Below are 23662 nucleotides of genomic sequence, written 5' to 3'. Positions count from 1 at the left end.
AGCTCAGGCGGGGTACAGCGCGCCCAACACCCGTGGGCCGGCGGCGCCCGTGACCTCGGGCACATTGCCGGCGGCGCCGCGCAGGTGCTGGGCCGCCAACCACGCGAACGCCGCCGCTTCGACCTGCTCGGCCGGCCAGCCGTGCAGGTCGGTGGGTTCCACCGGCACGGGCGACAGCCGCTCGGACAAGCCGTTCATCAGCTGCCGGTTGCGCGCACCACCGCCGCACACCAGCACCCGCTGCAGGCTGCCGGGGCCGTCGGGGCCCCAGTCGGCGTGCATCAGCGCCTGAACCACCGTTCCCACCGTGAACGCCGCCAGCGTGGCCTGCACATCCGCGGGGCGCAGGCCGGGGTGTTGGCGCAACACGGTGTCCAGCCAGTCCAGGTGGTAGCGGTCGCGCCCGGTGCTGCGCGGGCCGCGGCGTGCCAGCCAGGGGTCGGCCAGCAGCGCTTGCAGCAGCGCCGCGTCGGGGTGGCCCTGGCGGCCCCAGGCACCGTCGGCGTCGTAGGGTTGGCCCGTGTGGCGTTGGCACCAGCCATCCAGCAACACGTTGCCGGGACCGGTGTCGAAGCCGGTTACCGTGCCGTTGGCGCGCAGCAGCGTGGCGTTGGCGATGCCGCCGATGTTGACCACCGCCACCGCCTGCCCCGGCGTGCCAAAGGCCGCGCGGTGAAACGCAGGCACCAGCGGCGCGCCTTGGCCACCCGCGGCGATGTCGCGGCTGCGCAGATCGGTCACCACCGCGATACCGGTGCGCTCGGCCAACCAGGCCGGCGCCAGCAGTTGCAGCGTGTACGGGGCCTCGTCGGTGCCCAGCGCTGGGTGACCTGGCGGCAGGTGGCGTACCGTTTGGCCGTGTGCGCCGATGGCGGCGATGGCCGACGCCGGCAGCGCGCTGCGGGCCAGCAGGGCATGCACGACCCCGGCGTACACCTCGGCCAGCGCCACGCCCGCTTGCTGCGCGCGGTGCAGCTCGTTGGGCCCCGGGGTTTGCAGCGCCAGCAGCGCCGCGCGCAGCGCCTCGGGCATCGGTTGATGCACGTGCGCGACGACGCGCCCTGCCGAGCCGCCCTCCTGGGCGTCCCACGCGACGATGACACCGTCCACCCCGTCCAGCGAGGTGCCGGACATCAACCCGATGCACCGCAGCGGCGCGGCACTCATTCGGCGCTGGCTTGCACGATCCAGCGCGCCGCGTCGAGCTTGCTTTGCATCGCGCTGGCGGTTTGCTGGAACGCTGGGCGGTGACGCGCTTCGAGCGGCTCACCGCTGGGGTTGTCGCGCGCGATGGTCAGTGGGTCGCGGTGCTGGCCGCCGACCATGTACTCGAAGTGCAGGTGCGCGCCGGTGGCGGTGCCGGTGGCACCGACGGCGCCGACCGTTTGCCCTTGCTCGACGCGCTGACCCTTACGCACGTCGATGCGGCTCAGGTGTGCGTACAGCGTCTTGCGGTTGTTTTTGTGCTGCAGGATGACGACGTTGCCGTAGCCGCGCTGCCAGCCAGCGAACGCCACCACCGCGTCGGCCACGCTGCGCACCGGCGTGCCGGTGGGGGCGGCGTAGTCCACGCCCATATGGGCGCGGCGGTCACCGTACACCGGGTGAAAGCGCATGCCATAGCCGGAGCTGACACGCGTGAACGCCAGCGGCGAGGGCAAAAACGCGCGTGCCAGGCTTTCGCCGCGGAAGTTGTAGTAAGCCCCGCGCCCACCCGAGGGCGGCTCGAACCACACCAAGCCATGTTCGCGCCCGGCGTTGACGAAGCGCGCTGCCAGCAGCCGGCCGTAGCGCAGCACCTCGCCGTCGGCTTCCAGGGCCTCGTAAACCACCTCGAAGCGGTCGCCCGCGCGCAGGTCACGGCGAAAGTCGATCTCGCCGCCCAGCAAATCAGCCAATTGGCTGGCGACACTGTCGGGCAGACCGGCCGCGTCGGCGGCGGCAAACAGCGAGCTGCGGATGACGCCGCTGGCCAGCCGCACGGTGGCCTGTGGTGCCAGGCTATCTTGGTGCACGACAAACCCGGCACCGTCCCGCTGCACGACCAACTGTTCGTAGCGCGTGGCGTCGGTCTTGGGCAGCCAGCGCGCGCTCAGGCGCAGCAGCCGCCCGTCGTCGTCGACTTCGGCGCTGACGCGCTTGCCCGCCTGGCCGCGCCACAGTTGCGCGATGCGCGCGTCGCGGCGCAGCCACTCGGCCGCGGCGCTGTCGCGCACGCCCAGGCGTTGCAGCAGCGTGGCCAGGGTGTCGTCGTGTCGGGTCAGCTCGGTGCGGTACAGCACAAACGGCGCGGGCGCTTCGGCGGCCGCGGCAACGTCCGGGGTCAGCGGCAGCGCCTCGGTGACTTGCTGCTGCGGTAACCGCTCGATCGCGGTGTCCAGCGAGTCGGTGCCAAACGCGGTGACCCCGGTGCCCATCAACAGCACCGCCAGCGCCGCCACACCGGCACGGGGGTGGCGTTGCAGCCAGCGGCGTAGCAACTCGATTGTTTCTTTCATGCACAGCGTCTCGTCGTCGCGGGGGGCGTGCGGTGACAGCCCCCACGCAGCGGCCTAGGGTGCGTGGTGGAGCGCGCATCCACGGCGGCTTGGGGGGACGGGGAGGTGGCCGACTACAATCGGGCGCACGCAGCTGGCGCCGTTGGGCCAGCCACGCGGCGCGGCGTGGCGCCGGCCGATCGCGCTAGTATAGCCGGGGACCGCCGGCCGTCATCTGGGTAAACCCTCATGGATATTTCAACAGTGTTGGCCGCCGACGCGGCCGCTGCCGAGGCGCTGCAAGGCGCTTCCGACGCTGTGCACGCCGCGCTGGCCACGACGCTGCGCGGCTGCGAAGAGCTGTTGCCCGTGGCCGACTGGGTGCGCAAGCTGCGCCACAGCGAAGCCACGGGGCAGCCGCTGCGCATCAAGCTGGGGCTGGATCCCACCGCGCCCGACATCCACCTGGGCCACACGGTGGTGCTGAACAAAATGCGCCAGTTGCAAGACCTTGGCCATCAGGTGATTTTTTTGATCGGCGACTTCACCAGCCTGATCGGCGACCCGTCCGGACGCAACAGCACGCGCCCGCCGCTGACGCCCGAGCAGATCAAGGCCAACGCCGAAACGTACTACCGGCAGGCCAGCCTGGTGTTGGACCCGGCGCGCACCGAAATCCGCTACAACAGCGAGTGGAGCGACGCGCTGGGCGCGCGCGGCATGATCCAGTTGGCGGCCAAGTACACGGTGGCGCGCATGATGGAGCGCGACGATTTCACCAAGCGCTTCAAGGCCGGGGTGCCCATTTCGATCCACGAATTTTTGTACCCGCTGATGCAGGGCTACGATTCGGTGGCGCTGCGCGCCGACCTGGAGCTGGGCGGCACCGACCAAAAGTTCAACTTGCTGATGGGCCGCCACCTGCAGCAGGAGTACGGGCAGGAGCCGCAGTGCATCCTGACCATGCCCCTGCTGGAGGGGCTCGACGGCGTCGAAAAGATGTCCAAGTCCAAGGGCAACTACATCGGCATCACCGAGGACGCCAACACGATGTTCGCCAAGGTGCTGTCGATCAGCGACGAATTGATGTGGCGCTGGTACACGCTGCTGTCGCTGCGGCCGCTGGCCGAGATCGAGGCGCTGAAGCAGCAGGTGGCGCAAGGGCGCAACCCTAAGGAGGCCAAGCTCGAACTGGCGCGCGAGATCACCGCGCGCTTTCACGGCACGGCGGCGGCGGCGCGCGCCGAGGAGGACTTTCACCTGCGCGCGCGCGGTGGCGTGCCCGACGACATCCCCTCGGTGTCGCTGCAGGGGGCGCCGCTGGGCATCGGGGTGCTGCTGAAGCAGGCGGGGCTGGCCCCATCGACCAGCGAGGCCAACCGCCTTATCGACGGCGGGGGCGTGCGCGTGGACGGTGCGGTGGTGTCCGACCGCGCGCTCAAGCTGGTCGCCGGTACCTACGTGGTGCAGGTGGGCAAGCGCAAGTTCGCCCGCGTCACGTTGGCCTGAAGGGGGCACGATGGCAGCAACGGGTCTGTGGCAGCGCCTGACCCCGCAGCGTTTGCTGGCGGCGTCGGTCGTGGCGGCGCTGGCCACCATCGCGCTCAAGACCGGGGCGTGGTGGCTGACCGGCTCGGTGGGGCTGCTGTCGGACGCGCTGGAGTCGCTGGTCAACCTGGCCGGCGCCACCTTCGGCCTGTGGATGGTGACGGTGGCGGCCGCGCCGCCGGACGACGACCACCCGTACGGACACCACAAGGCGGAGTATTTTTCCGCCGGGTTCGAGGGCATTTTGATCGTCGTGGCGGCGCTGGCCATCGGCTGGACCGCGGTGGACCGGTTGCTGCACCCGCAGCCGCTGCAGCAGCTCGACTGGGGGCTGGCGCTGTCGGTGGCCAGCTCCGTGCTCAACGGGCTGCTGGCCGCGGTGATGTTGCGCGCGGCGCGGGTGCGCCGCTCGCAGGCGCTGGAGGGCGACGCGCGCCACCTGTTCACCGACGTGTGGACCTCGGCCGGCGTCATCGGTGGGCTGGCGCTGGTGGCGCTGACCGGCTGGGAGTGGCTCGACCCGGTGCTGGCGTTGGCGGTGGCGGCCAACATCGTGCGCGAAGGCGTGGGCCTGGTGTGGCGGGCCGGGCAGGGGCTGATGGACCAGGCGGTCGAACCCGAGGTGCGCGCCACCATCGAGCAGGTGCTGCGCGGCTTTGAGCACCGCCGTGGCGGCAGCACCATCGTGCGTTTTGATCACCTGCACACGCGCAAGGCCGGGCAGCGCTGCTACGTGGACGTGCACATGCACCTGCCGCCCGACTGGAGCCTGCGCCGCGCGGCGGCGCTGCGCGCCAGCGTCGAGCAGGCGCTGATGAGCGCGGTGCCGGGGCTGCGCGCCACGATCCAACTGCTGCCGGGCGACGTCGAGGCGCACTTCGACGACCCGCGCGACCTGCTTTGACGCGGCACGCGCCGCGCTGGGCCGCAGCCGGCGCGGCTTGGCCCGTCGGCCCTCCAACGCGTTGGTGAGGCCGACGACACCGGGGCAAGCGGGGGCCGGGCGGCGATTTGCGGACGAGCGGCGCAGGCCGTTAGCGAAGCGGGCGACTAGCCGCCCGCATGTCCGAGCGAAGCGAGTTTGCGGGCGGCCGCCCGCGAGCTTTACGGCCTGCCCGCGAGGGAGCCATGAGCCACCCGGCCCCCGCTTGCCCCGGCGTATCCAGAGACCGGCTCAACAGCTGCGCTGGCCGTACGGGTTGGGCAAGCCCAGCCCGGCCAGGATGGCGATCTCGCGCGCTTCCATCGCTTCGGCGTCGGCCTCGCTGGTTTCGTGGTCCCAGCCCTGGGCGTGCAGCGCACCGTGCACCAGCAGGTGGGCGTAGTGCTGCGCCAACGTTTTGCCCTGCGCCGCCGCTTCGCGCGCCACCACCGGGGCGCACAGCACCAGGTCGGCCAGCACCACCGGCGCGCGCTCGTAATCGAACGTCAGCACGTTGGTGGCGTAGTCCTTGTGGCGCCAGGTGCGGTTGAGCGAGCGGCCTTCGTCCTCGTCGACGATGCGCACGGTCAGCTCGGCAGGCACCTGCAGCGCGTGGCGCAGCCAGCGCACCACCTGGTGGCGGGGCAGCGCGGCGCGGTGCACCTCCACCCCCTCAAACCGGGCGAATTGCAGCGACAGGGTCAGCGGTGGCAGGGCACGTGGCATGGGGCGGTCTTCACAGGGCGGTGGCGGGAGGGCGGGCTTCGTAGGCATCGACGATGCGCGCCACCAACGGGTGGCGCACGACGTCGGCGCTGGTCAGGCGTGCAAACGCAATGCCAGGCACGCGCTTGAGCACGCGTTCGGCGTCGATCAGGCCCGACAGCTGCGAGCGCGGCAGGTCGATCTGGCTGACATCGCCGGTGACCACGGCCTTGGAGCCAAAGCCGATGCGCGTTAAAAACATCTTCATCTGCTCCGGCGTGGTGTTTTGCGCCTCGTCCAGGATCACGAAGGCGTGGTTGAGCGTGCGACCACGCATGAAAGCCAGCGGCGCGATCTCGATCTGCTGGCGCTCCAACGCCTTTTGCACCGCCTCGAAACCCATCAGGTCGTACAGCGCATCGAACAGCGGGCGCAGGTACGGGTCCACCTTGGCCGCCAAGTCACCCGGCAAAAAGCCCAGCCGTTCCCCGGCCTCGACCGCGGGGCGGGTCAGCACCAGCCGCTGCACGGCGCTGCGCTGCAACGCGTCCACCGCGCAGGCCACGGCCAGGTAGGTTTTGCCGGTGCCGGCCGGCCCGATGCCGAAGGTGATGTCATGCGCCGCGATGGCGGCCAGGTAGCGCTGCTGGTTGGCGGTGCGGCCACGCACGTCGCCACGGCGGGTGTGCAGCACCGGCACCGTGGGGTCGGGCGCGGCGTCGGGGCCGTCGCCCACCAGCATCAGCTGCACGGTTTCCGGGGCGATGGGGTCACGCGCCAGCTCGTACAGCGCTTGCAGCACCTCCAACGCCTGGGTGGCGGCGGCCTTGCGGCCTTCGACGCGAAAGTGCCCGCTGCGGTGCTGCACGCGCACCTGCAGCGCTGCTTCGATCGTGCGCAGGTGCGCGTCCAGCGGACCGCACAAATGGGCCAGGCGGGTGCTGTCGGTGGGGGAGAAGGCGTGGCGCAGGATCAAAGCGGATAATCCCCGTTGGACTGGCAAAGCACGTGTGAAAGAGCATCCATGATAGGCCAACTCAGCGGCACGCTGCTGCACAAGCAGCCCCCGATGATCGTGGTGGACTGCCACGGTGTGGGCTACGAGGTCGAAGTGCCGATGAGCACCTTTTGCAACCTGCCCGCCACCGGTCAGCCGGTGGTGCTGCTGACGCACTTGGTGGTGCGCGAAGACGCGCACATCCTGTACGGCTTTGCCAGCGCACCGGAGCGCGCCGCGTTTCGGGAGCTGATCAAGGTCGGCGGTGTGGGGCCGCGCACGGCGCTGGCGCTGCTGTCGGGCCTGAGCGTGGCGGAGCTGGCGCAGGCGGTGGCCCAGCAGCAGGCGGCGCGACTGACGCGCATCCCGGGTATAGGCAAAAAAACCGCCGAGCGGTTGCTGCTGGAACTGCGCGGTAAGCTTGCGCCGGACCTTGCCGATGCGGGTGGCGCGGCGGCGGTGGTCAGCGACGCGCACGCTGACATCCAGCAAGCGCTGCTGGCGTTGGGCTACAGCGAGCGTGAAGCGGCGGCGGCACTCAAGGCCCTGCCGGCGGACGTCGGGGTCAGCGAGGGCATCAAGCTGGCGCTCAAGGCGCTGTCCAAGGGGTAAGGCGGCATGGCCATCGAAACCGATGACTTTGGTGTGGCGCCGCGCCAGCGCTTGGTGGCGGCGGCGCCGGAGTCGGCGCGCGAGGAGGCGCTGGAGCGTGCGCTACGCCCCAAGGGGCTGGACGAGTACGTTGGCCAGGCCAAGGTGCGCGAGCAGCTGGAGATCTTCATCGGCGCGGCCAAAAAGCGCGGCGAGGCGCTGGACCACGTGCTGCTGTTTGGGCCACCGGGCTTGGGCAAGACGACGCTGTCGCACATCATTGCGCACGAGCTGGGCGTCAACCTGCGCGTCACCAGCGGCCCGGTGCTGGAAAAGCCCAAGGACCTGGCCGCGCTGCTGACCAACCTCGAGCCCAACGACGTGCTGTTCATCGACGAGATCCATCGCCTCTCGCCGGTGGTGGAGGAGATCCTGTACCCGGCGCTGGAGGACTACCAGATCGACATCATGATCGGCGAGGGGCCGGCGGCGCGCTCGATCAAGCTGGATTTGCAGCCGTTCACGCTGGTGGGGGCGACCACGCGCGCGGGCATGCTGACCAACCCGCTGCGCGATCGCTTCGGCATCGTGGCGCGGCTGGAGTTTTACACCGCCGAGGAGCTGGCGCGCATCGTCACGCGTTCGGCCGGGCTGCTGGGCGCGCCGATCGAGCCCGACGGGGCGCTGGAGATCGCGCGGCGCTCGCGCGGTACGCCGCGCATCGCCAACCGGCTGCTGCGCCGCGTGCGCGACTACGCCGAAGTCAAGGGCCAGGGCCGCATCACGCGTGAGATCGCGCAGCGTGCGCTGGCGATGCTGGACGTCGATCCGATCGGGCTGGACCTGATGGACCGCCGTCTGCTGGAGGCCGTCATCCACAAGTTCGACGGCGGCCCGGTGGGGCTGGACAACATCGCCGCCAGCATCGGCGAGGAGCCCGGCACGATCGAAGACGTGATCGAGCCTTACCTGATCCAGCAGGGCTACCTGCAGCGCACGCCGCGCGGGCGCTGCGCGACGCTGGCGGCGTACCGCCACCTGGGGGTGGCGCCACCGGCGCAGGCGGGCAGCCTGTTCGACGACGCCGGCAGCGCCTGACGCCGCTGCCGCCTGGGGGGCGTCAGGCCGCGGCGCGCTCGTCCAGCGGGCCGGCTTCGTCGGCCTCGTCCAGGTGGCGCGTGTCGCCCCACGACAGCAGCGCAAAGCCGCCGTCGGGGCTCCACAGCACGCGGTGGATGGCGGCGTTGCCCATGGCCCAGGCGCGCGGGGCCTGCAGGTCGACCCGGGCGGCGGCGCGGTACAGGATGTCCAGCACCCCGCCGTGCGCCACGACGGCGATTTGCTCGCCCAGGTGCTGCGCCGCCAGGCGCGCAAAGGTGGCTTCGACGCGCTCGCGCAGCGCCAGCAGCGACTCGCCTCCGGGGGGCGCGTAGTCCGGCACACGGGTTTTCCAGGCGCGCACGACGTCGGGGTGCTCGTGCTCCAGCTCAGCCCAGGTGCGGCCCTGGAAGACGCCGAAGTGGCGCTCGCGCAGGCCTTCGTCCAGCCGCAGGGGCAGCACCAGCGCCTGCGCCAGCGGTGCGGCGGTGTCGCGCGCGCGGCTCAGGTCGCTGCTGTAGACGGCTGTGATCGGCTCGTGGCGCAGCGCCGCGGCCACCCGCGCGGCCTGCCAGCGCCCGGTGTCGTTGAGGGGGATGTCGAGCTGCCCCTGGATGCGGGCGTCGCGGTTCCAGGCGGTTTCGCCGTGGCGGATGGCCAAAATACGGGTGGCGTGCATCGTGGGGTTTACGTGGCCTGTTGTCGCAACCTAGAATGGTAGCGTGCCGGCGGTTGCCGGTTTTTCGTCACCCCTGCGGGACGCCCCATGAGCAGCAGCGCATTCCAAAAAGAAGTCGACGAACGCACCAACCTGACCGGCTCCAACAAGTTCGAAATGCTCCTGTTCCGCCTTGGCAAGGCGCCGGGCAAGGGGCAGTCGGAGCTGTTCGGCATCAATGTGTTCAAGATTCGCGAGATCGTGGCCATGCCGCAGATCACCGCGATGGCGGGCGCGCCGCAGCACGTGCTGGGCATGGTCAACCTGCGCGGGCAGGTCATTCCGGTGATCGACCTGCCCGCGGTGGTGGGCTGCACGCCCGAGACGGGCCTCAACCTGATGCTGGTGACCGATTACGCGCGTTCCACCCAGGGCTTTGCGGCCGAGTCGGTGGAAGATATCGTGCGGCTGGACTGGACCCAGATCCTGTCGGCGGACAACACGGCGTCGGTGGCGCGTGGCTTGGTGACGAGCATCGCCCGCATTGACGATGGCCAGGGGGGCACCAAGCTGGTGCAGATCCTGGACGTGGAGTCCATTTTGCAAAAGGTCATGCCCAGCGACGCGGTCGAGGTGGCGCAGGACAAGGTTGGCCCGGCGGTGCGGCTGCGGCCGGGCGCGGTGGTGCTGGCGGCGGACGACTCGTTCGTCGCGCGCAGCATGATCGAAGCCGAGCTCAAGGCGCTGGGGTTGCCCTTCATCATGACCAAGTCGGGCCAGGAAGCGTGGAGCGTGCTGCAAGAGATCGCGGCCGACTGCCGCGCCAAGGGCCAGCCGATCCACGAGCGCGTGGCGGTGGTGCTCAGCGACCTGGAAATGCCCGAGATGGACGGCTTTACGCTGACGCGCAACATCAAGGCCGACCCGCTGCTGCGCGCGGTGCCGGTGGTGATCCATTCGTCGCTGACCGGCGACACCAACGAAAAACACGTGCAACGCGCCGGGGCCGACGCCTACGTGGCCAAGTTCGCGGCCAAGGAGTTGGCCGACACGCTGCGCAAGGTGCTGGCGGGCAGCGAGGCGTTGGCGGTGGCGTGACCCTGCCTGGGGCTGCCGGCGTGGGGTAGCCTCGCTCCTGCGGCGGGCTTGGCAGCGTTTGCTAGCGAGGTTGCTCGATGACCACCCGCCGCGGCCCGCTGGGCGGCTGCGGAAACCCGTCCAGCGCGGCGCTCAACAGCGCACGCCACAGCGTCGGCGTGTCGGCCCACGGGCCATCCTGGGTGGCGCGGGTTTCATAGACCACTTCACCGCTGCGGCGGTCGCGCACGGTCAGCGCGACCTCGCGCACGTAGTACGGCGGGCGCAGGTGCCACTGCAACCCGATCGAGCTGACGACGCCGCGGCCCACCATCACCTGCCCGTAGGGCACCCACCCTGGACGGGGGGCGGGGGCGTCCCACGGCGCGTAGGGGTACTTGACCGAGCGCGCCACGAGCTGCACGCCCCAGGGCACGGCGCTGGCGGCGACGCCGCTGGCCGCTTCGGCGCGCTGCAGGCCGTGGCTGGCCAGCACCTCGGTGGCGATGGCTTCGAGCTGGTCCTGCTCGCGCGCCGTGTCGCCGCTGCGCTGCGACGGCAGGCGCTCGAACACGTAGCGGTCGCCGGGGGCCGGCCGCGCGTCGGCGTGCCACGCGGGCTGGCTGTTGACGGTGTGTTCCAGCCGCAGCGTGCTGGCGCAACCGCCCAGCGCCAGCGCCAGGCCCGCGGCCAGCGCGCTGCGCACCGAGGAGCGCCAACCGCCCATCGTCAAGCGTCCTGCGGGGTGAGGGCCACGATGCGCCGCGCGGCCATGGGCGCCTCGCCCGTCGCGTCGTGCGCGTCGGGCATGGCCAGCGGCTCGTCATCGAACGCGAGATCGCCCTCCGCCTCGGGCCGGTCGGTGGCGCGCACCGCGGCAAAGTCGTACAAGCCGCGGTCCATCAGGTGGCTGGGCACCACGTTTTGCAGCGCGCGCAGCATGTTGTCGATGCGGCCGGGGTAGCGCTTGTCCCACTCGCGCAGCAAGTCACCCACCTGCTTGCGCTGCAGGTGCTGTTGGCTGCCGCACAGGTTGCACGGGATGATGGGGAATTGGCGCACCTCAGCCCAGCGGATCAGGTCCTTTTCCGGCACGTAGGCCAGCGGGCGGATGACGACGTGCTCGCCGTTGTCGCTGACCAATTTGGGCGGCATGCCCTTGAGCTTGGCGCCGAAAAACATGTTGAGCAGCAGCGTTTGCAGGATGTCGTCGCGGTGGTGCCCCAGCGCGATTTTGGTCGCGCCCAACTCGCGCGCCACGCGGTACAGGATGCCACGGCGCAGCCGGCTGCACAGGCTGCACATGGTCTTGCCTTCGGGGATGACCTTTTTGACGATCGAGTAGGTGTCCTGCGTTTCGATGTGGAACGGCACCCCCAGCGTGCGCAGGTAGTTGGGCAGCACGTCGGCCGGAAAGCCGGGCTGGCGCTGGTCCAGGTTGACCGCGATGAGCTCAAAGCGCGCCGGCGCGCGCCGCTGCAGCCGCATCAGGATGTCCAGCAAGCCGTAGCTGTCCTTGCCGCCGGACAGGCACACCATCACGCGGTCGCCATCTTCGATCATGCGGTAGTCGTCGATGGCCTGGCCGACCAGGCGGCACAAGCGCTTTTCGAGCTTGCGGTTTTCAAACGCGATGTCCATGCGCGCATTGTCCCGCAAACCGTGCCGGGGCGCTCACCACTGCCCGCATTCCATGCGGATGGCGACCTCGCAGTCGTCGAAGATTTCCAGCTTGGCGATGCGCACCCGCACCCCGATGACGCCGGGCAACTGCAGCAGCCGCGTGGCCAGCTTGCCGATGAGCGTCTCCAGCAGGTTGACATGCTCGGCGGTGCACTCGTCGATGATGATCTGGCGCACCTTGCGGTAGTCCAGCACGTGGTGGATGTCGTCGTCATGCGGCTGCAGCGGCTGCCAGCCTTGGTTGAGCTCAGCGTCCACCTGGATGGGCTGCGGGCCCTGGCGCTCGTGCGCCAGGATGCCCAGGTTGGCGTGAAAGCGCAGGCCGGTCAGCGCCAGCACCTGGCGGCCGATTTTGTGTTGCACGGGTTCGGTCATGGTCGCAATCCGACGCGTTCGACGGCCACCGCTTCGCAGTCAGGGTAGACGTCGGGCTTGGCGGTGCGTACGCGCGCGGCCAACACGCCCGGCTGCTGCAACAGCCACGCCAGGATGGCGTCGCACAGGGTTTCTTGCAGCTCGAAGTGCTGTTGCGTTGCCAGGTGGCGGATCATGTCGCGGATGGCATCGTAGTCGAACGTGTCAGACAAGCGGTCGGTGCGGGCGTGCGCGCGCTGCAGGTCCACGCACACATCGACGTCGAAGCGCATGCGTTGCGGGCCACCGCGCTCGAACTCGTGCACCCCAATGCGCACCGGCAGTTGCAGCCCTTGCAGCGACAGCACCCGGGCGCGCTGCGCCAGCTCCGGGCGCAGCGCGGCAAAAGCCAGCAACGCGGACGTCGTGCTCATGGCGCCAACCCCAGGTCCACGGCAAACATCACGTCGCGCGCCAACCCCAGGCGGTGCTGGCCGTTGTCCACCGGCAGCACGCAGCCCGTCAGCGCCGGGTTGTGCACCATGTGCACCACGGCCGCGGCCACGGCGGCCGGCTGCAGCGGCTGGCGCAGCAAATTCACGCGGCGCGCACGCTCGAAGTTGTCCTCGGTTTGCGGGCCGCTGACGTAGCACAGCCCCGGCGACACGCCACACACCCGCAACCACGGCGCCAGCGCCTGGGCCTGCAGCCCCACCGCGCGCTCCAGGGCCAGCTTGGTCAGGGTGTAGCTGTAATAGTCGGGGTTGAGGTTGTGCACCTTCTGATCCAGGATGTGGACCGCGCACGCCCACGGGTCGTGCTCACCCCGGGCACGGATGCGGCGTGCCAGTTGCTGCGTCAGTGACAGCGGCGCCAGCAGGTTGACGTCCAGCAGGCGTCGCAGCCGCTCGCGCCCCTCGTCCCAGCCGGTGTCGGGTGTGAACTCGGAGGCGTTGTTGATCAGCGCGTGCAGGTGCGTGCCGACCTCGTCGGGCAGTTCGTCCAGCAGCCGGTCGGTGCGGTGGGCGTCGGCCAGGTCGGCTTGCACGGCCAGCGCCTGCCTGCCCATCGCGTGGAGCTGCGCCACCAACTGCTGGGCCGCGGCGTGCGAGTGCCGGTGGTGCACCACGACCGACCACCCGGCTTGCGCGAACGCCAGCGCGAGCTCGCGCCCCAGCCGCGCGGCGGCTCCGGTGATCAGCACCCAGCGCGGGCGCCCGTGCTCAGCGTCCATCGTGCCTCCCGGTGGGCCGTTGGGCGTGGCGGGTGGGCGGTCCGCCGGCGGCAGTGTTGTCGCGCACAATGCGGGCTGGTGCGGTCTGCAAGCGCCGGGTACGGCTGGATGAACACAACATGCCAATGACTATAGCGAATGAGGGCGACGGGGCGTGTGCCGACCCCGCGCAAGCCCCTGCCGCGGGGGTGGTGCGGGCCGCGCTGCACGAGGCGGGTGGCTGGCTGCCATTCGAGCGCTTCATGGCCCTGGCGCTCTACGCGCCAGGGGTGGGCTACTACGCCCGCGGCGCGCGCATCTTCGGCACCCACCCGCACGATGGCAGCGACTTCGTCACCGCGCCGCTGGTCAGTGCGCGCTTTGGCGCGGCGCTGACGCGGCAGGTGGCGCAGGCGCTGCAGGCCAGCGGCACCCACGACGTGTGGGAGTTTGGCGCCGGTGACGGCACGCTGGCGGCGCAGTTGCTCGCTGGCCTGGACGCGGCGGGGCTGGCGCACGTGACGTACCACATCGTGGAAGTGTCGGGCGGGCTGCAGGCGCGCCAGGCGCAGCGGCTGGCACCCTGGCGCGCGCGGGTGCACTGGCACACGCACTGGCCGGCGGCCATCGAGGGCGTCGTGCTGGGCAACGAGGTGCTGGACGCCATGCCGGTGACGTTGCTGCACCGCCGTGAGGGTGTGTGGCATGAGCGAGGGGTGGCCTGGGACACGCCGGCTGGCCGCTTCGTATGGTCCGACCGTCCCACCGACCTGCGCCCGCCCGTCGAGATTGACGGCGAGCACGATTACCTGACCGAGATCCACCCCCAGGCCGAGGCGTTCGTGCGCTCGCTGGCCGAACGGCTGCGCCGCGGTGTGGCGTTGTTCATCGACTACGGCTTTCCCGAGCGCGAGTACTACCACCCGCAGCGCAGCCAAGGCACGCTGATGTGCCACCGCGCCCACCGCGCTGACGCCGAACCGCTGGTGGACGTCGGGGCCAAGGATATCACCGCGCACGTCAACTTCACCGGTATCGCGCTGGCGGCGCAGGACGCTGGGCTGGAGGTGCTGGGCTACACCAGCCAGGGGCGCTTTTTGCTCAACGCGGGTGTGCTCGACGGGCTGGACGCCGCCCCGCTGGCCGAACGTGTGATGACGCTCAAGCTCGTGCACGAGCACGAAATGGGCGAGCTCTTCAAGGTCATCGCGCTGGCGCCGCCGGCCAGCAGCCAAGGCTGGACGCCGCTGGGCTTTGCCACCGGCGACCGTACCCACACCCTGTGATCGAGCGGGCCGAGGAAGCGATGCTGCGCTGGCTGTTGGTGACGTTGCTGGCCCTGCTGCTGATCAACGGCCTGTGGCCATGGTTGCGGCGTTGGGGGCTGGGCCGTCTGCCGGGCGATTTCGAATTTCAGTTGTTCGGGCGCACCTGGTTCGTCCCGCTGGCCAGCACCGTGCTGTTGAGCCTGCTGGCGGCGGCGCTGGCACGCTGGTTGTGACGGCCGCGCCCGATGGGGTGATCGGCGTTGACGTAGTTACCCCGGTGGGTATATCTTGAAGCTAACGCTGCCCGTCCCCATCTGCAGTGGGAACCGGTTGACGCCCCCCGCGGGCGCGCCGCCCGTTGGACCACCGCTGGAGATCCCGCCGTGAACGCCGCTGCCGATACCCTGCACATCGTCTGCCCCCATTGCCACACCACCAACCGGGTGCGTGCCGACCAGTTGGACGCCGCGCCGGATTGCGGGCGCTGCCACCAGGCCCTGTTCACCGGCCACCCGGTGGAGCTGGACGCCGCGGCGTTCGAGCGTCACGTCACCCGCAGCGACATCCCGGTGCTGGTCGACTTTTGGGCCCCTTGGTGTGGGCCATGCCGCATGATGGCGCCGCACTTCGAAGCCGCCGCCCGCCAACTGGAGCCGCACGTGCGCCTGGCCAAGGTCAATACCGAGCAGCAGCCAGCGCTGGCTGCCCAGTTCGGCATCCGCAGCATCCCGACGCTGGCGCTGTTCGTGGGCGGCCGCGAGGTGGCACGCCAGCCGGGTGCGATGGGGCAAGCCGACATCGTGCGCTGGGTGCAGGCGGCGCTGGCGCAGCGGCGCTAAACGCAGCCGGGGGGCGTCACGCCACGGTCGGCTGACCCAGCGCCTGCGCGATGGCCTGCTGGCGCGCGTGGTCGATGGCCGCGCCGATGCGCTGCCCCAGGTCGCGCGCCTGCGGGTGGCGCGCTTGCACGTCGCGCGCGATGGCGGCCGTGTCCACCGCCAACGCCGCGTGCAGCGCGCGGCGCAAGTGCGCCGCCTGCGGGTAGGGGCTTTCGGTGTGGTGCAGCCGGCCGCGGGCATCGCACTCGCACGCCAGCAGCACCTGCTCGAAGCGCTCGGGGCGGCGCAGCGCATCGCAGCGCTGCAGCAGCCGCAGCGTGGCCGCCGGGCTGAGCGCCTCGCAGCGGTGGATGTTGCCGTGTTCGCGCGCCACCACGTCGGCCAGTTCCTGGCATTCGCGTGGTACACGCCAGCGTCGGCCCACCTGACGCGCCAGTTGCACGCTGCGGCCTTCGTGCCCGAGGTGGCGCGGCAGCACGTCGGGCGGCGTGGTGCCCTTGCCCAGGTCATGGCACAGGCAGGCCCAGCGCACCGCCAGCGGTGTGCGCAACTGCGCGGCCATATCCAGCACCATCATCACGTGCACCCCGGTGTCGACCTCGGGGTGGTGGTCGGCCCGTTGCGGCACGCCCCACAGACGGTCCAGCTCCGGCAGCAGACGCGCCAGCGCCCCACAGGTGCGCAGCACCTCGAACATGCGGCTGGGGCGCTGTTCCATCAGGCCGCGCGCCAGCTCCTGCCACACCCGCTCGGGCACCAGGTGGTCCACCTCGCCGCGTGCCACCATCGTTTGCATCAGCGCCAGCGTCTCGGGCGCAATGCTGAAGTCGGGCCAGCGGGCGGCGAAGCGCGCGATGCGCAGGATGCGCACCGGGTCTTCGGCGAAGGCGGGGGTGACGTGCCGCAGCACCTTGGCGGCCAGGTCGCGCCGGCCACCGTAGGGGTCCACCAGCCGCGGGTCGTCGGGGTCAAAGCTGCCGTCGGGGCGCAGCGCCTCGGCGGGCACGGCCATGGCGTTGATGGTCAGGTCGCGCCGCGCCAGGTCCTGCTCCAGCGTCACGTCGGGCGCGGCGTAAAAGGCAAAGCCGTGGTAGCCCCGCGCGGTCTTGCGCTCGGTGCGCGCCAGCGCATACTCTTCGCGCGTGTGCGGGTGCAAAAAGACCGGAAAGTCGCGCCCGACCGGCAGGTAGCCTTGCTCGACCATCTGCTGCGGCGTGGCGCCCACCACCACCCAGTCGCGGTCGGCGTGCACGCTGCCGTCGGGCAGGCGGTGCACGCGGTGAAAGTGGCCCAGCAGGCCATCGCGCACCGCACCACCCACTAGGTAGGTTTGCATTCAGGCGTACTTTTCCAGGATGCGCGTGGAGCGCTCAACCTCGCGCAGCGTCTCGTCGTCGGCCACGGCGACCGACTCCATCACCGAGCACGCCATCATGCGGAAAAATGCCTTGTCCATGGCTTTGCGCGCGGCGGACATTTGCTGCGCCACGTCCTCGCAAGGGCGCCCGGCTTCGACCATCTCGATCAGCGCGCGCACCTGGCCTTCGATGCGCTTCAAGCGGTTGACCACGTCGCGTTGATGCTCGCTGCGGTAGCGCGAGCCGCCATGGCCCACACCACTGGGTTGAGGGGCGGGGCTGCAAGAGCCGGTGCAGGGCTGATCGCTCATATCGTGGTTCCCCAAGGCAGGGTGCGAATGGACACCGCGGCAGTGTGCCAAAAAAACCGGCGTTTGCGTGGTCGTCGGCGACGCCGCTGGGCGCTTGCGCCGGCATTGTGTTGTGAACAATCTGCCCCCGAGGGTACAACAAGATGACATGGCGGGCTCTATCCCCTTACGCTGCGGGCAGCGTTTGATTTTTCGCAAAGCCCCACCGGGAGGCGAGGGGTGCGTGATGATGCTGACACGATCGACAGGATGGCGGTCGGACCGTCGCCGAGGTCGAGCAAATCATCAAGATGGTGGCCACCGAGCACAACATCCGCGATGTTGGCACGCTGCCGCTGTCGAAGGAGTTGGAAGCGCGTTCGGGCAAGAAGGAACCGGTGCTGACGATTTACCAGTTTTGCAACTCCACGATCGCACGCCGTATGGCGGACTTCAGTCCGGCCATGTCGGCCTACATGCCGTGCCGTGTGTCGTTGGTGGAACGCCCCGACGGGCTGTACCTGTACACCCTCAACATGGACATGATGGTCAAGATGGGGCGCAAGCTGCCGTCGCCGCTGAACGAGGAGGCCTGGCGCAATTTTGGGGGGAATGGCTGCGCCGGCACTCAGCGCCGCAGGTGCGCGGTGCGGCGCAGGTCGATCAAGGGGTCGGCGGCGCCGTCGTCGTCCAGGTAACGCGCCGCCTCCGGTTCCACCGCAGCCGGCTGCAGCCCGAGCGCGGCCAGCGTGGGCAAGGTGCCGCTGGCCACGTTGGGCACTTCCATCGAGCGCAGGTTGTCGGTGGTGAACAGCGGCTCGCCCGGCAGCAGCTCCATCAGCAGCGCCAGGAAATACCCGAGCGCCCGCGGCAACGGGATGACCGGGCGCTCGTGGCCGCTGAGCCGTCCCGCCAGCCGCACCAGCTCCGCCAGGGTCCAGACCTCCGGCCCGACGGCCTCGTAGGTGTGGCCGACGGTATCGGGGCGCTGCAGGCAGGTCACGATGGCCTGGGCCACGTCGCCCACCCACACCGGCTGGAACTTGGCGTCGGCGCCGGCCAGCGGCACCAGGGGCAGGGTGCGCTGCAGCCGGGCAAACAGGTTGAGGAAGCGGTCTTCCGCCCCGAAAATGGCGCTGGGGCGCAGCACCGTCAGTTGCAGCCCGGCCGAGGCCATGGCCCGCAGCGCCGCTTCGCCTTCGCCCTTGCTGCGCAGGTAGCGCGAAGGGCCGTGGGGGTCGGCCCCCAACGCGCTGACGTGCACGAGCCGCGGCACACCAGCGGCCAGCATGGCTTCGGCGACGCGCTGCGGCAGCGCGACGTGCACCTGCTCGAACTGGTGCGCGCTGCCGTGCAGGATGGCGATCAGGTTGACCACCGCATCGTGGCCGCGCAGCAGACACTCGAGGCAGCGGTCGTGGTGCACGTCAGTGTGGATGACGTCCACCATCGGCAGCGTTTGCACGGCCTTGGCGTGCTCGGGATGGCGCGTGGGCACGGTGGCGCGCACGCCCAGGCGGTTGAGGTGTTCACAAACGTGGCGGCCGACGAATCCGGTGCCGCCCAGCACGAGCACTTTCTTCATGGTGTCCTCACGGCGTTGTGGGATGATGGCACGGGACCTGTCCGTTCACGGCATGCTGGGGTCGAAGCCGCGCGCCGTGGTCAGCCGCGGCCCGATCGGCGCCAGCCGCTCGGAGGGCCGTTGGGGCTGCCCGGTCAACCGAGCGGCGTACACCACGGTGTTGGCCACCACCCGCTGGACGTAGTCCCGTGTCTCGTCGAAGGGGATATTTTCGATCCAAATGGGCGCCGGCAGCACCGGGCCTTGACGCCACTGGCGCGCGCGTCCCGGGCCGGCGTTGTAGGCCGCTGCGGCCAACGGGATCGAGCCTTCGAACTCGTCCAGCGCCAGCTTCAGGTACGCGGTGCCGATGGTGACGTTGGTGCTGGGGTCGTGCAGGTGCTGTGGCTCGAAGCCCTGCAGGCCGATTTTGCGCGCCGTCCAGCGCGCCGTGGCGGGCATGACCTGCATCAGCCCGCTGGCGCCGACGGCGGAGCGCGCGTCGGTGACGAAGCGGCTTTCCTGCCGGATCAGGCCGTAGACGTAGGCGGGGTCGAGCCCCACGGTCTGCGCGCGCGGCTCCACCAGGTCGCGCAGCGGCATGGGGTAGCGCTGCGCCACGTCGACCTGCTGGCGCGTGCGGCTGCTGGTGTTGATGCAGCGGTCCCACACGGCGCGCTCGCACGCCCAGGCGGCCGCGGCCAGCAGCAGACGCTCGGGCAGCCCGCCCGGCGTGTGCAGCGCGACTTCGTAGTGCCATTCGCGCACACCCTCGTTGCGCAGGCCCCACTCGATGAGCCGCAGCGCCCGCTGCAGCCCGCTGTTGGCGCGCACCGTGGCGGCTTCGTCGGCGGTGGGGGGCGGCGGTGTGGCGGGCAAGGTCACGGGCTGGCCCCGGGCTTCCAGCGCCAGTTGTTCATAAAAGCCTTCGGGCCCCGCCACGCGCTGCAGCAGCGCGCGCGCCTGCTCGGGTTGACCGGTGGCCTGCAGGGCGTGCGCGCGCCAGTAGGTCCACACCGCCTCCTCCTGCCGTGCCGCCGGCAACCGCTCGATGGCGCGCAGCACCACGGGCCAGGCCTGCGCGCGCAGCGCCGCGCGCACGTGCCACGCGCGCCATTCAGCCGGCAGCTCCACCTCCCACGTGCGCTCGAAGTACGACAGCGCTTGGCCGTCCAGCCGCAGCGCGGCACGCCGCCCAATCGCGCCCCACACCCAGCCGCGCTCCTGCGGCGTGAGCTGGGCGCGCCAGCGCAGGTGCTGGGCCTCGTCCGCGGCCGCCTGGGGGTCGAGGCTGGCCAGCCGGATCAGCGCCAACGTGACGACCTCTTTGGTGCGCTGGCGCACCGCGGTCACTTTGTCGTCCAGGTAGCGCTGCGGCTGGTTGTAGGCCTGTTGCACCACCGGTACCCAGGCCGGCTCCAGCAACGCGACGGCTTGGGTCGCCACCGCCAGCCGGCCGGCCTCCACGCCCAGGCGCGCGCGCTGCCACGCGACCTCGGCCGGCAGCGCGCCGATGGCGATCAGCCGCCCGGCGGCCTGGGCGCAACCTGGCTCGGCGTTGCGCTGCGCCAGCCAGGCCTGCTGCACCACCGGGGCGAGCTCTTGCGGCGGCGCCAAGCCACGCTCCAGCCGCGCCAGCGCCACATAACAGCGCACCTCGGCGTCGTCGTTCATGCGGTAGGCGCCGGCTTCGGTCAGCAGCGTGTCCCAATCGGCGCGCGCGCCCAGCACGCGCAGCCAGTCGTTGCGCAGCCGGTCTTCCCAGTAGGTGCCGCTCCAGCGCTGCAGCACCGCGCGTACGTCGGCGGGGTTGGCACGGTCGAGCTGGGCGCGCATCCACCAGTAATCGGCCAGCGGCTCGGTCAGGTCACCGTGCACCTGCGGGCGCAGTGCGTCCAGCCGGGCCACGTCACCGCGGGCGGCGGCGTCGCGCATCGCCAGCAGCGCCTGGCGCACCGCGTCGTCATCGGGGGGCGTGGCGTGGGCGGCCAGCCACACCGCACCCACCAAGCCCACGAGCGCGGCGCGGCACGCGGTTAAGATGGAGCGAACCCAGCAGCCAGCCATGAGGGTGATTATGGACAAGCTTGACCCCGCGCGCCAGCCTGAACCGCACGACCCGGCTGAACGCAAGGCCTATTGGCGGCGCAAACTGGTGGCCGAGCGTGAGCGCTTGGGCGACCGGCTGGCGCGTAACGAGGCCCTGCAGCGCGTCATGCGGGTGTGGATGGTCGGACGCGACGACACGGTGGTGGGGGCCTACTGGCCAATCAAGGGCGAGTTCGACCCGCTGCCGGCACTGCACCGTTGGCAGGAGGCGGCCGACGTCGAGGATGCGCGGGTGGCGCGACAGCGTCGTCGCATCGCGCTACCGGTCATCGACAAGGTGGCCAAGACGCTGCGCTTTCACGTCTGGTACCCGGGCTGTCCGATGGAAGAGGACGCCTACGGCATCCCCAAGCCCAAGGACACCGAGGTGGTGCAGCCCACGCTGCTGTTCGTGCCCTGCGTCGGCTATGGCCCGGCGGGCTACCGCTTGGGGTACGGCGGCGGGTTTTACGACCGCACGCTGGCCGCGCTGCAGCCACGCCCGGTGACGGTGGGCCTGGCCTACGCCTGCGCCTTCGTGCCTTGGCTGCAACCGGGGCCGCACGATGTGCCGCTGGACGCGATCCTGACCGATCAGGGTGTGGCGTGGCCGGTGACGGAGGACTGAGCCAAGGTCCGCGGCCTGCGGGCAACCTCAGGGGTGGGGGGTGCCGGTGTGCACGTCGCGCTGGGCGTGCAGCCGCTCGTGGCGCAGCAGGTACAGGCCCGCGGCCACGATGACCGCCGCGCCCAGCAGCGTGTAGCCGTCGGGCCACACCCGCCACAGCAGCGCGTCCAGCGCCACGCCCCACAGCAGCGCGCTGTATTCGAACGGCGCCACGGCGCTGGCTTGGCCGTGGCGAAACGCCTCGGTGATGGCCAATTGCGCGATGAAACCGGTGACGGCCAGCGCCACCAGCAAGCCGGCGTGCTGCGCCTGCACCGGCTGCCAGTGGGGCCAGGCCAACGCGGTGCCGCCCACGGCCAGCGCCACCATCGACCACCACACCAGGCTGTCGGGGGCGTCGGTGCGGCACGCCAGCCGCCCCAGCACCACCGAGGCCGCGTAGCACGCGGCGCTGAGCAGCACCGCCAGCCCCGCCCAACCCAAAAAGGCCCCTGGCACCGGCCGCAGCGCGATGACCACGCCCACCAACCCCGCCACCACGCTGCCCAGGTGCGCGCGCGGCACGCGCTCGCCCAGCAGGGGAATGGCCAGCAGCGTGATCAGCAGCGGCGCCACGAAAAACAGCGTGTACGCGTTGGCCAGCGGCAGCGTCTGCAGGCTCCAGGTGAAGCTGGTCAGCATCACCACGGCCAGCACGCCCCGCAGCGCGTGCAGCGGCCAGCGCACGCGCCACACATGCGCCCAACTGCGCCGCGCTGCCAGGTAGGCCAGCACCAGTGGCAGCGCGGTCCAGCCGCGCAGCGCGGCAACCTGGACGGCCGGGTAGTGCTGCCCCAGCAGCTTGAGCACCACATCCATCAGCGCGAAAAACGCTACCGCCACCAGCATGGCGGCGATGCTGCGGGCGTTGCCATGGCCGGGCGCGGCGCCCGGGGCGGTCGAGGCAGAGCGGTTCACCCCGCCACTGTAGCGGCGCGCGCTGCCGGCGCAGGTGCCACTGGTGCCATCACATGTTGCGCCGGTACTGGCCGCCGACTTCGAACAGCGCCTGGGTGATCTGCCCCAGCGAGCAGCAACGCACCGCGTCCATCAGCACCTCGAAAACGTTGCGGTTGTCGATGACGGCGTCTTTGAGGCGCTGCAGCATCGCTGGGGCCTCGTGCGCGTGGCGGGCGTGGAACGCCTGCAGCCGCTGCAGTTGCGACTGCTTTTCTTCCTCGGTGGAGCGGGCCAGCTCCAGCGATTCGGGGATGGGGTCGCCGTGCGGGTTGCGGAACGTGTTGACGCCGATGATGGGCAGCTCGCCGGTGTGCTTGAGCATCTCGTAGTGCATGCTCTCGTCCTGGATCTTGCTGCGCTGGTAGCCGGTTTCCATCGCGCCCAGCACGCCACCGCGCTCGGCGATGCGCTCGAACTCGGCCAGCACCGCCTCCTCGACGAGCTCGGTCAGCTCCTCGATGATGAACGCGCCCTGGTTCGGGTTTTCGTTTTTGGCCAACCCCCACTCCTTGTTGATGATGAGCTGGATGGCCATGGCGCGGCGCACCGAGTCTTCGGTGGGCGTGGTGATGGCTTCGTCGTAAGCGTTGGTGTGCAGGCTGTTGCAGTTGTCGTAGATGGCAATGAGCGCCTGCAGCGTGGTGCGGATGTCGTTGAAGGCGATTTCCTGTGCGTGCAACGAGCGGCCGCTGGTTTGGATGTGGTACTTGAGCTTTTGGCTGCGTTCGTTGGCACCGTATTTGTCGCGCATGGCCACGGCCCAGATGCGCCGCGCCACGCGGCCCAGCACGGTGTACTCGGGATCCATGCCGTTGCTGAAGAAAAAGCTCAGGTTGGGCGCGAAGTCGTCGATGTGCATGCCGCGCGCCAGGTACGCTTCCACGTAGGTGAAACCGTTGGCCAGCGTGAAGGCCAGTTGGCTGATCGGGTTGGCGCCCGCTTCGGCGATGTGGTAGCCGCTGATCGACACCGAGTAGAAGTTGCGCACGTTGTGGTGGACGAAGTACTCCTGGATGTCGCCCATCACCTTGAGGCTGAACTCGGTGGAGAAGATGCAGGTGTTTTGCCCCTGGTCTTCCTTCAGGATGTCCGCCTGCACGGTGCCGCGCACGTTGGCCAGCACCCATGCTTTGATTTTGGCGACTTCGGTGTCGGTGGGCTCGCTGAACCGCCCCGGGTTTTGAGGAGGCTCCAACTCTTGAGAAGATGGAGCCATGAACAAGACATCGAAATTCTCACCCGAGGTCCGCGAGCGCGCCGTGCGCATGGTGCAAGAGCACCGGAGCGAGTACCCCTCGCTGTGGG

At 70.3% G+C, this 23662-nt stretch carries 25 protein-coding genes and 1 pseudogene; 10 read left to right on the top strand and 16 right to left on the bottom strand.

The window, feature by feature from the left end:
- Nucleotides 1-3: 3 nt before the first annotated feature.
- Together Taqua_RS10280 and Taqua_RS10275 are read right to left on the bottom strand one after the other, a co-directional pair.
- Nucleotides 4-1167 (bottom strand): anhydro-N-acetylmuramic acid kinase, encoded by a 1164-nt coding sequence (locus tag Taqua_RS10280; protein WP_144326574.1) that lies wholly within the window; start codon nucleotides 1165-1167, stop codon nucleotides 4-6.
- Complete coding sequence (locus tag Taqua_RS10275) at nucleotides 1164-2498, bottom strand: M23 family metallopeptidase (RefSeq protein ID WP_144326573.1); 1335 nt, start codon at nucleotides 2496-2498, stop codon at nucleotides 1164-1166. The genes Taqua_RS10280 and Taqua_RS10275 overlap by 4 nt, the downstream gene beginning before the upstream one ends.
- A gap of 228 nt (nucleotides 2499-2726) precedes the next feature.
- Between Taqua_RS10275 and tyrS the strand changes: the two genes are divergently transcribed.
- Together tyrS and Taqua_RS10265 are read left to right on the top strand one after the other, a co-directional pair.
- Nucleotides 2727-3986, top strand: a complete 1260-nt coding sequence (gene tyrS / locus Taqua_RS10270; RefSeq protein WP_144326572.1) for a tyrosine--tRNA ligase — start codon at nucleotides 2727-2729, stop codon at nucleotides 3984-3986.
- Between the two features lie 10 nt (nucleotides 3987-3996).
- A complete protein-coding gene (locus tag Taqua_RS10265) occupies nucleotides 3997-4929 on the top strand; it encodes a cation diffusion facilitator family transporter (protein ID WP_144326571.1) in 933 nt (310 codons plus the stop codon).
- A gap of 270 nt (nucleotides 4930-5199) precedes the next feature.
- Here the strand turns inward: Taqua_RS10265 and ybeY are convergent, their stop codons facing one another.
- Together ybeY and Taqua_RS10255 are read right to left on the bottom strand one after the other, a co-directional pair.
- Complete coding sequence (ybeY, locus tag Taqua_RS10260; RefSeq protein WP_144326570.1) at nucleotides 5200-5673, bottom strand: rRNA maturation RNase YbeY; 474 nt, start codon at nucleotides 5671-5673, stop codon at nucleotides 5200-5202.
- 10 nt (nucleotides 5674-5683) lie between these two features.
- Nucleotides 5684-6628 (bottom strand): PhoH family protein, encoded by a 945-nt coding sequence (locus Taqua_RS10255; protein WP_144326569.1) that lies wholly within the window; start codon nucleotides 6626-6628, stop codon nucleotides 5684-5686.
- A gap of 48 nt (nucleotides 6629-6676) precedes the next feature.
- Between Taqua_RS10255 and ruvA the strand changes: the two genes are divergently transcribed.
- The gene (ruvA, locus tag Taqua_RS10250; protein WP_144326568.1) at nucleotides 6677-7261 is read left to right on the top strand and encodes a Holliday junction branch migration protein RuvA; all 585 of its coding nucleotides are present in this window, start codon (nucleotides 6677-6679) and stop codon (nucleotides 7259-7261) included.
- Nucleotides 7262-7267: 6 nt separating this feature from the next.
- Nucleotides 7268-8338, top strand: coding sequence for a Holliday junction branch migration DNA helicase RuvB (gene ruvB, locus Taqua_RS10245; RefSeq protein ID WP_144326567.1), 1071 nt, complete (start codon nucleotides 7268-7270; stop codon nucleotides 8336-8338).
- Nucleotides 8339-8360: 22 nt separating this feature from the next.
- On the opposite strand, the gene Taqua_RS10240 is transcribed toward ruvB, so the two are convergent.
- Nucleotides 8361-9017: a histidine phosphatase family protein gene (locus Taqua_RS10240; protein ID WP_144326566.1), complete on the bottom strand. Its 657-nt coding sequence runs from the start codon at nucleotides 9015-9017 to the stop codon at nucleotides 8361-8363.
- Between the two features lie 87 nt (nucleotides 9018-9104).
- On the opposite strand from Taqua_RS10240, the gene Taqua_RS10235 reads away from it, so the two are divergent.
- Complete coding sequence (locus Taqua_RS10235) at nucleotides 9105-10094, top strand: chemotaxis protein (RefSeq protein WP_144326565.1); 990 nt, start codon at nucleotides 9105-9107, stop codon at nucleotides 10092-10094.
- Nucleotides 10095-10155: 61 nt separating this feature from the next.
- Here Taqua_RS10235 and Taqua_RS10230 read toward each other — a convergent pair whose 3' ends face one another.
- Genes Taqua_RS10230 through Taqua_RS10210 form a run of 5 tightly spaced genes read right to left on the bottom strand, consistent with a single transcriptional unit; the run spans nucleotide 10156 to nucleotide 13344 of the window.
- On the bottom strand, nucleotides 10156-10800 hold the full coding sequence (locus Taqua_RS10230) for a DUF4136 domain-containing protein (RefSeq protein WP_144326564.1): 645 nt from the start codon (nucleotides 10798-10800) through the stop codon (nucleotides 10156-10158).
- 2 nt (nucleotides 10801-10802) lie between these two features.
- Entirely contained in the window at nucleotides 10803-11714 is a 912-nt protein-coding gene (ttcA, locus tag Taqua_RS10225) for a tRNA 2-thiocytidine(32) synthetase TtcA (RefSeq protein WP_144326563.1), read from the bottom strand.
- A 33-nt stretch (nucleotides 11715-11747) separates the two neighbouring features.
- On the bottom strand, nucleotides 11748-12131 hold the full coding sequence (locus Taqua_RS10220; protein WP_132962792.1) for a dihydroneopterin aldolase: 384 nt from the start codon (nucleotides 12129-12131) through the stop codon (nucleotides 11748-11750).
- Nucleotides 12128-12544 (bottom strand): dihydroneopterin aldolase, encoded by a 417-nt coding sequence (locus tag Taqua_RS10215; protein WP_144326562.1) that lies wholly within the window; start codon nucleotides 12542-12544, stop codon nucleotides 12128-12130. The genes Taqua_RS10220 and Taqua_RS10215 overlap by 4 nt, the downstream gene beginning before the upstream one ends.
- Nucleotides 12541-13344, bottom strand: coding sequence for an SDR family NAD(P)-dependent oxidoreductase (locus Taqua_RS10210; RefSeq protein WP_144326561.1), 804 nt, complete (start codon nucleotides 13342-13344; stop codon nucleotides 12541-12543). The genes Taqua_RS10215 and Taqua_RS10210 overlap by 4 nt, the downstream gene beginning before the upstream one ends.
- Nucleotides 13345-13469: 125 nt before the next feature.
- Between Taqua_RS10210 and Taqua_RS10205 the strand changes: the two genes are divergently transcribed.
- From Taqua_RS10205 to trxC, 3 genes are all read left to right on the top strand, one after another.
- Complete coding sequence (locus tag Taqua_RS10205; protein ID WP_144326560.1) at nucleotides 13470-14609, top strand: class I SAM-dependent methyltransferase; 1140 nt, start codon at nucleotides 13470-13472, stop codon at nucleotides 14607-14609.
- Between the two features lie 20 nt (nucleotides 14610-14629).
- The gene (locus Taqua_RS10200; protein ID WP_144326582.1) at nucleotides 14630-14824 is read left to right on the top strand and encodes a DUF2905 domain-containing protein; all 195 of its coding nucleotides are present in this window, start codon (nucleotides 14630-14632) and stop codon (nucleotides 14822-14824) included.
- 150 nt (nucleotides 14825-14974) lie between these two features.
- On the top strand, nucleotides 14975-15430 hold the full coding sequence (trxC, locus tag Taqua_RS10195; protein ID WP_144326559.1) for a thioredoxin TrxC: 456 nt from the start codon (nucleotides 14975-14977) through the stop codon (nucleotides 15428-15430).
- 16 nt (nucleotides 15431-15446) lie between these two features.
- On the opposite strand, the gene Taqua_RS10190 is transcribed toward trxC, so the two are convergent.
- Nucleotides 15447-16766, bottom strand: coding sequence for a multifunctional CCA addition/repair protein (locus tag Taqua_RS10190; RefSeq protein WP_144326558.1), 1320 nt, complete (start codon nucleotides 16764-16766; stop codon nucleotides 15447-15449).
- Nucleotides 16767-17099 carry a metal-sensitive transcriptional regulator gene (locus tag Taqua_RS10185; RefSeq protein ID WP_144326557.1) on the bottom strand — a complete coding sequence of 111 codons (333 nt, stop codon included), beginning with the start codon at nucleotides 17097-17099 and terminating at the stop codon, nucleotides 16767-16769.
- A gap of 290 nt (nucleotides 17100-17389) precedes the next feature.
- Between Taqua_RS10185 and Taqua_RS10180 the strand changes: the two genes are divergently transcribed.
- Entirely contained in the window at nucleotides 17390-17776 is a 387-nt protein-coding gene (locus tag Taqua_RS10180) for a DUF302 domain-containing protein (protein WP_144326556.1), read from the top strand.
- Here Taqua_RS10180 and Taqua_RS10175 read toward each other — a convergent pair.
- The gene (locus Taqua_RS10175) at nucleotides 17707-18663 is read right to left on the bottom strand and encodes a complex I NDUFA9 subunit family protein (protein ID WP_144326555.1); all 957 of its coding nucleotides are present in this window, start codon (nucleotides 18661-18663) and stop codon (nucleotides 17707-17709) included. The genes Taqua_RS10180 and Taqua_RS10175 overlap by 70 nt on opposite strands.
- A gap of 45 nt (nucleotides 18664-18708) precedes the next feature.
- Nucleotides 18709-20709: a lytic transglycosylase domain-containing protein gene (locus Taqua_RS10170; protein WP_144326554.1), complete on the bottom strand. Its 2001-nt coding sequence runs from the start codon at nucleotides 20707-20709 to the stop codon at nucleotides 18709-18711.
- A 10-nt stretch (nucleotides 20710-20719) separates the two neighbouring features.
- Here Taqua_RS10170 and Taqua_RS10165 point away from each other — a divergent pair, with 10 nt between their 5' ends.
- Nucleotides 20720-21358, top strand: a complete 639-nt coding sequence (locus tag Taqua_RS10165) for a 5-formyltetrahydrofolate cyclo-ligase (protein ID WP_144326553.1) — start codon at nucleotides 20720-20722, stop codon at nucleotides 21356-21358.
- Nucleotides 21359-21385: 27 nt separating this feature from the next.
- Here Taqua_RS10165 and Taqua_RS10160 read toward each other — a convergent pair whose 3' ends face one another.
- Nucleotides 21386-22315, bottom strand: a complete 930-nt coding sequence (locus tag Taqua_RS10160; protein WP_243646531.1) for a DMT family transporter — start codon at nucleotides 22313-22315, stop codon at nucleotides 21386-21388.
- Nucleotides 22316-22364: 49 nt separating this feature from the next.
- Nucleotides 22365-23519, bottom strand: a pseudogene (locus tag Taqua_RS10155) (methylmalonyl-CoA mutase family protein); the annotation flags it as partial.
- Nucleotides 23520-23662: the final 143 nt, after the last annotated feature.

The organism is Tepidimonas aquatica (assembly GCF_007556585.1).
In the GTDB taxonomy this organism is placed as follows: domain Bacteria; phylum Pseudomonadota; class Gammaproteobacteria; order Burkholderiales; family Burkholderiaceae_C; genus Tepidimonas; species Tepidimonas aquatica.
Note: the sequence above shows the minus strand (reverse complement) of the source record. Positions and strands in the feature narration are given on the sequence as shown.

Bases quoted from the DNA above. Each gene is read 5' to 3' on its own strand.
- Taqua_RS10280 (WP_144326574.1), bottom strand. From the start codon at position 1,167: ATGAGTGCCGCGCCGCTGCGGTGCATCGGGTTGATGTCCGGCACCTCG.
- Taqua_RS10275 (WP_144326573.1), bottom strand. From the start codon at position 2,498: ATGAAAGAAACAATCGAGTTGCTACGCCGCTGGCTGCAACGCCACCCC.
- tyrS (WP_144326572.1), top strand. From the start codon at position 2,727: ATGGATATTTCAACAGTGTTGGCCGCCGACGCGGCCGCTGCCGAGGCG.
- Taqua_RS10265 (WP_144326571.1), top strand. From the start codon at position 3,997: ATGGCAGCAACGGGTCTGTGGCAGCGCCTGACCCCGCAGCGTTTGCTG.
- ybeY (WP_144326570.1), bottom strand. From the start codon at position 5,673: ATGCCACGTGCCCTGCCACCGCTGACCCTGTCGCTGCAATTCGCCCGG.
- ruvA (WP_144326568.1), top strand. From the start codon at position 6,677: ATGATAGGCCAACTCAGCGGCACGCTGCTGCACAAGCAGCCCCCGATG.
- ruvB (WP_144326567.1), top strand. From the start codon at position 7,268: ATGGCCATCGAAACCGATGACTTTGGTGTGGCGCCGCGCCAGCGCTTG.
- Taqua_RS10240 (WP_144326566.1), bottom strand. From the start codon at position 9,017: ATGCACGCCACCCGTATTTTGGCCATCCGCCACGGCGAAACCGCCTGG.
- Taqua_RS10235 (WP_144326565.1), top strand. From the start codon at position 9,105: ATGAGCAGCAGCGCATTCCAAAAAGAAGTCGACGAACGCACCAACCTG.
- Taqua_RS10230 (WP_144326564.1), bottom strand. From the start codon at position 10,800: ATGGGCGGTTGGCGCTCCTCGGTGCGCAGCGCGCTGGCCGCGGGCCTG.
- ttcA (WP_144326563.1), bottom strand. From the start codon at position 11,714: ATGGACATCGCGTTTGAAAACCGCAAGCTCGAAAAGCGCTTGTGCCGC.
- Taqua_RS10220 (WP_132962792.1), bottom strand. From the start codon at position 12,131: ATGACCGAACCCGTGCAACACAAAATCGGCCGCCAGGTGCTGGCGCTG.
- Taqua_RS10215 (WP_144326562.1), bottom strand. From the start codon at position 12,544: ATGAGCACGACGTCCGCGTTGCTGGCTTTTGCCGCGCTGCGCCCGGAG.
- Taqua_RS10210 (WP_144326561.1), bottom strand. From the start codon at position 13,344: ATGGACGCTGAGCACGGGCGCCCGCGCTGGGTGCTGATCACCGGAGCC.
- Taqua_RS10205 (WP_144326560.1), top strand. From the start codon at position 13,470: ATGACTATAGCGAATGAGGGCGACGGGGCGTGTGCCGACCCCGCGCAA.
- Taqua_RS10200 (WP_144326582.1), top strand. From the start codon at position 14,630: ATGCTGCGCTGGCTGTTGGTGACGTTGCTGGCCCTGCTGCTGATCAAC.
- Taqua_RS10190 (WP_144326558.1), bottom strand. From the start codon at position 16,766: ATGCAAACCTACCTAGTGGGTGGTGCGGTGCGCGATGGCCTGCTGGGC.
- Taqua_RS10185 (WP_144326557.1), bottom strand. From the start codon at position 17,099: ATGAGCGATCAGCCCTGCACCGGCTCTTGCAGCCCCGCCCCTCAACCC.
- Taqua_RS10180 (WP_144326556.1), top strand. From the start codon at position 17,390: ATGGTGGCCACCGAGCACAACATCCGCGATGTTGGCACGCTGCCGCTG.
- Taqua_RS10175 (WP_144326555.1), bottom strand. From the start codon at position 18,663: ATGAAGAAAGTGCTCGTGCTGGGCGGCACCGGATTCGTCGGCCGCCAC.
- Taqua_RS10170 (WP_144326554.1), bottom strand. From the start codon at position 20,709: ATGGCTGGCTGCTGGGTTCGCTCCATCTTAACCGCGTGCCGCGCCGCG.
- Taqua_RS10165 (WP_144326553.1), top strand. From the start codon at position 20,720: ATGGACAAGCTTGACCCCGCGCGCCAGCCTGAACCGCACGACCCGGCT.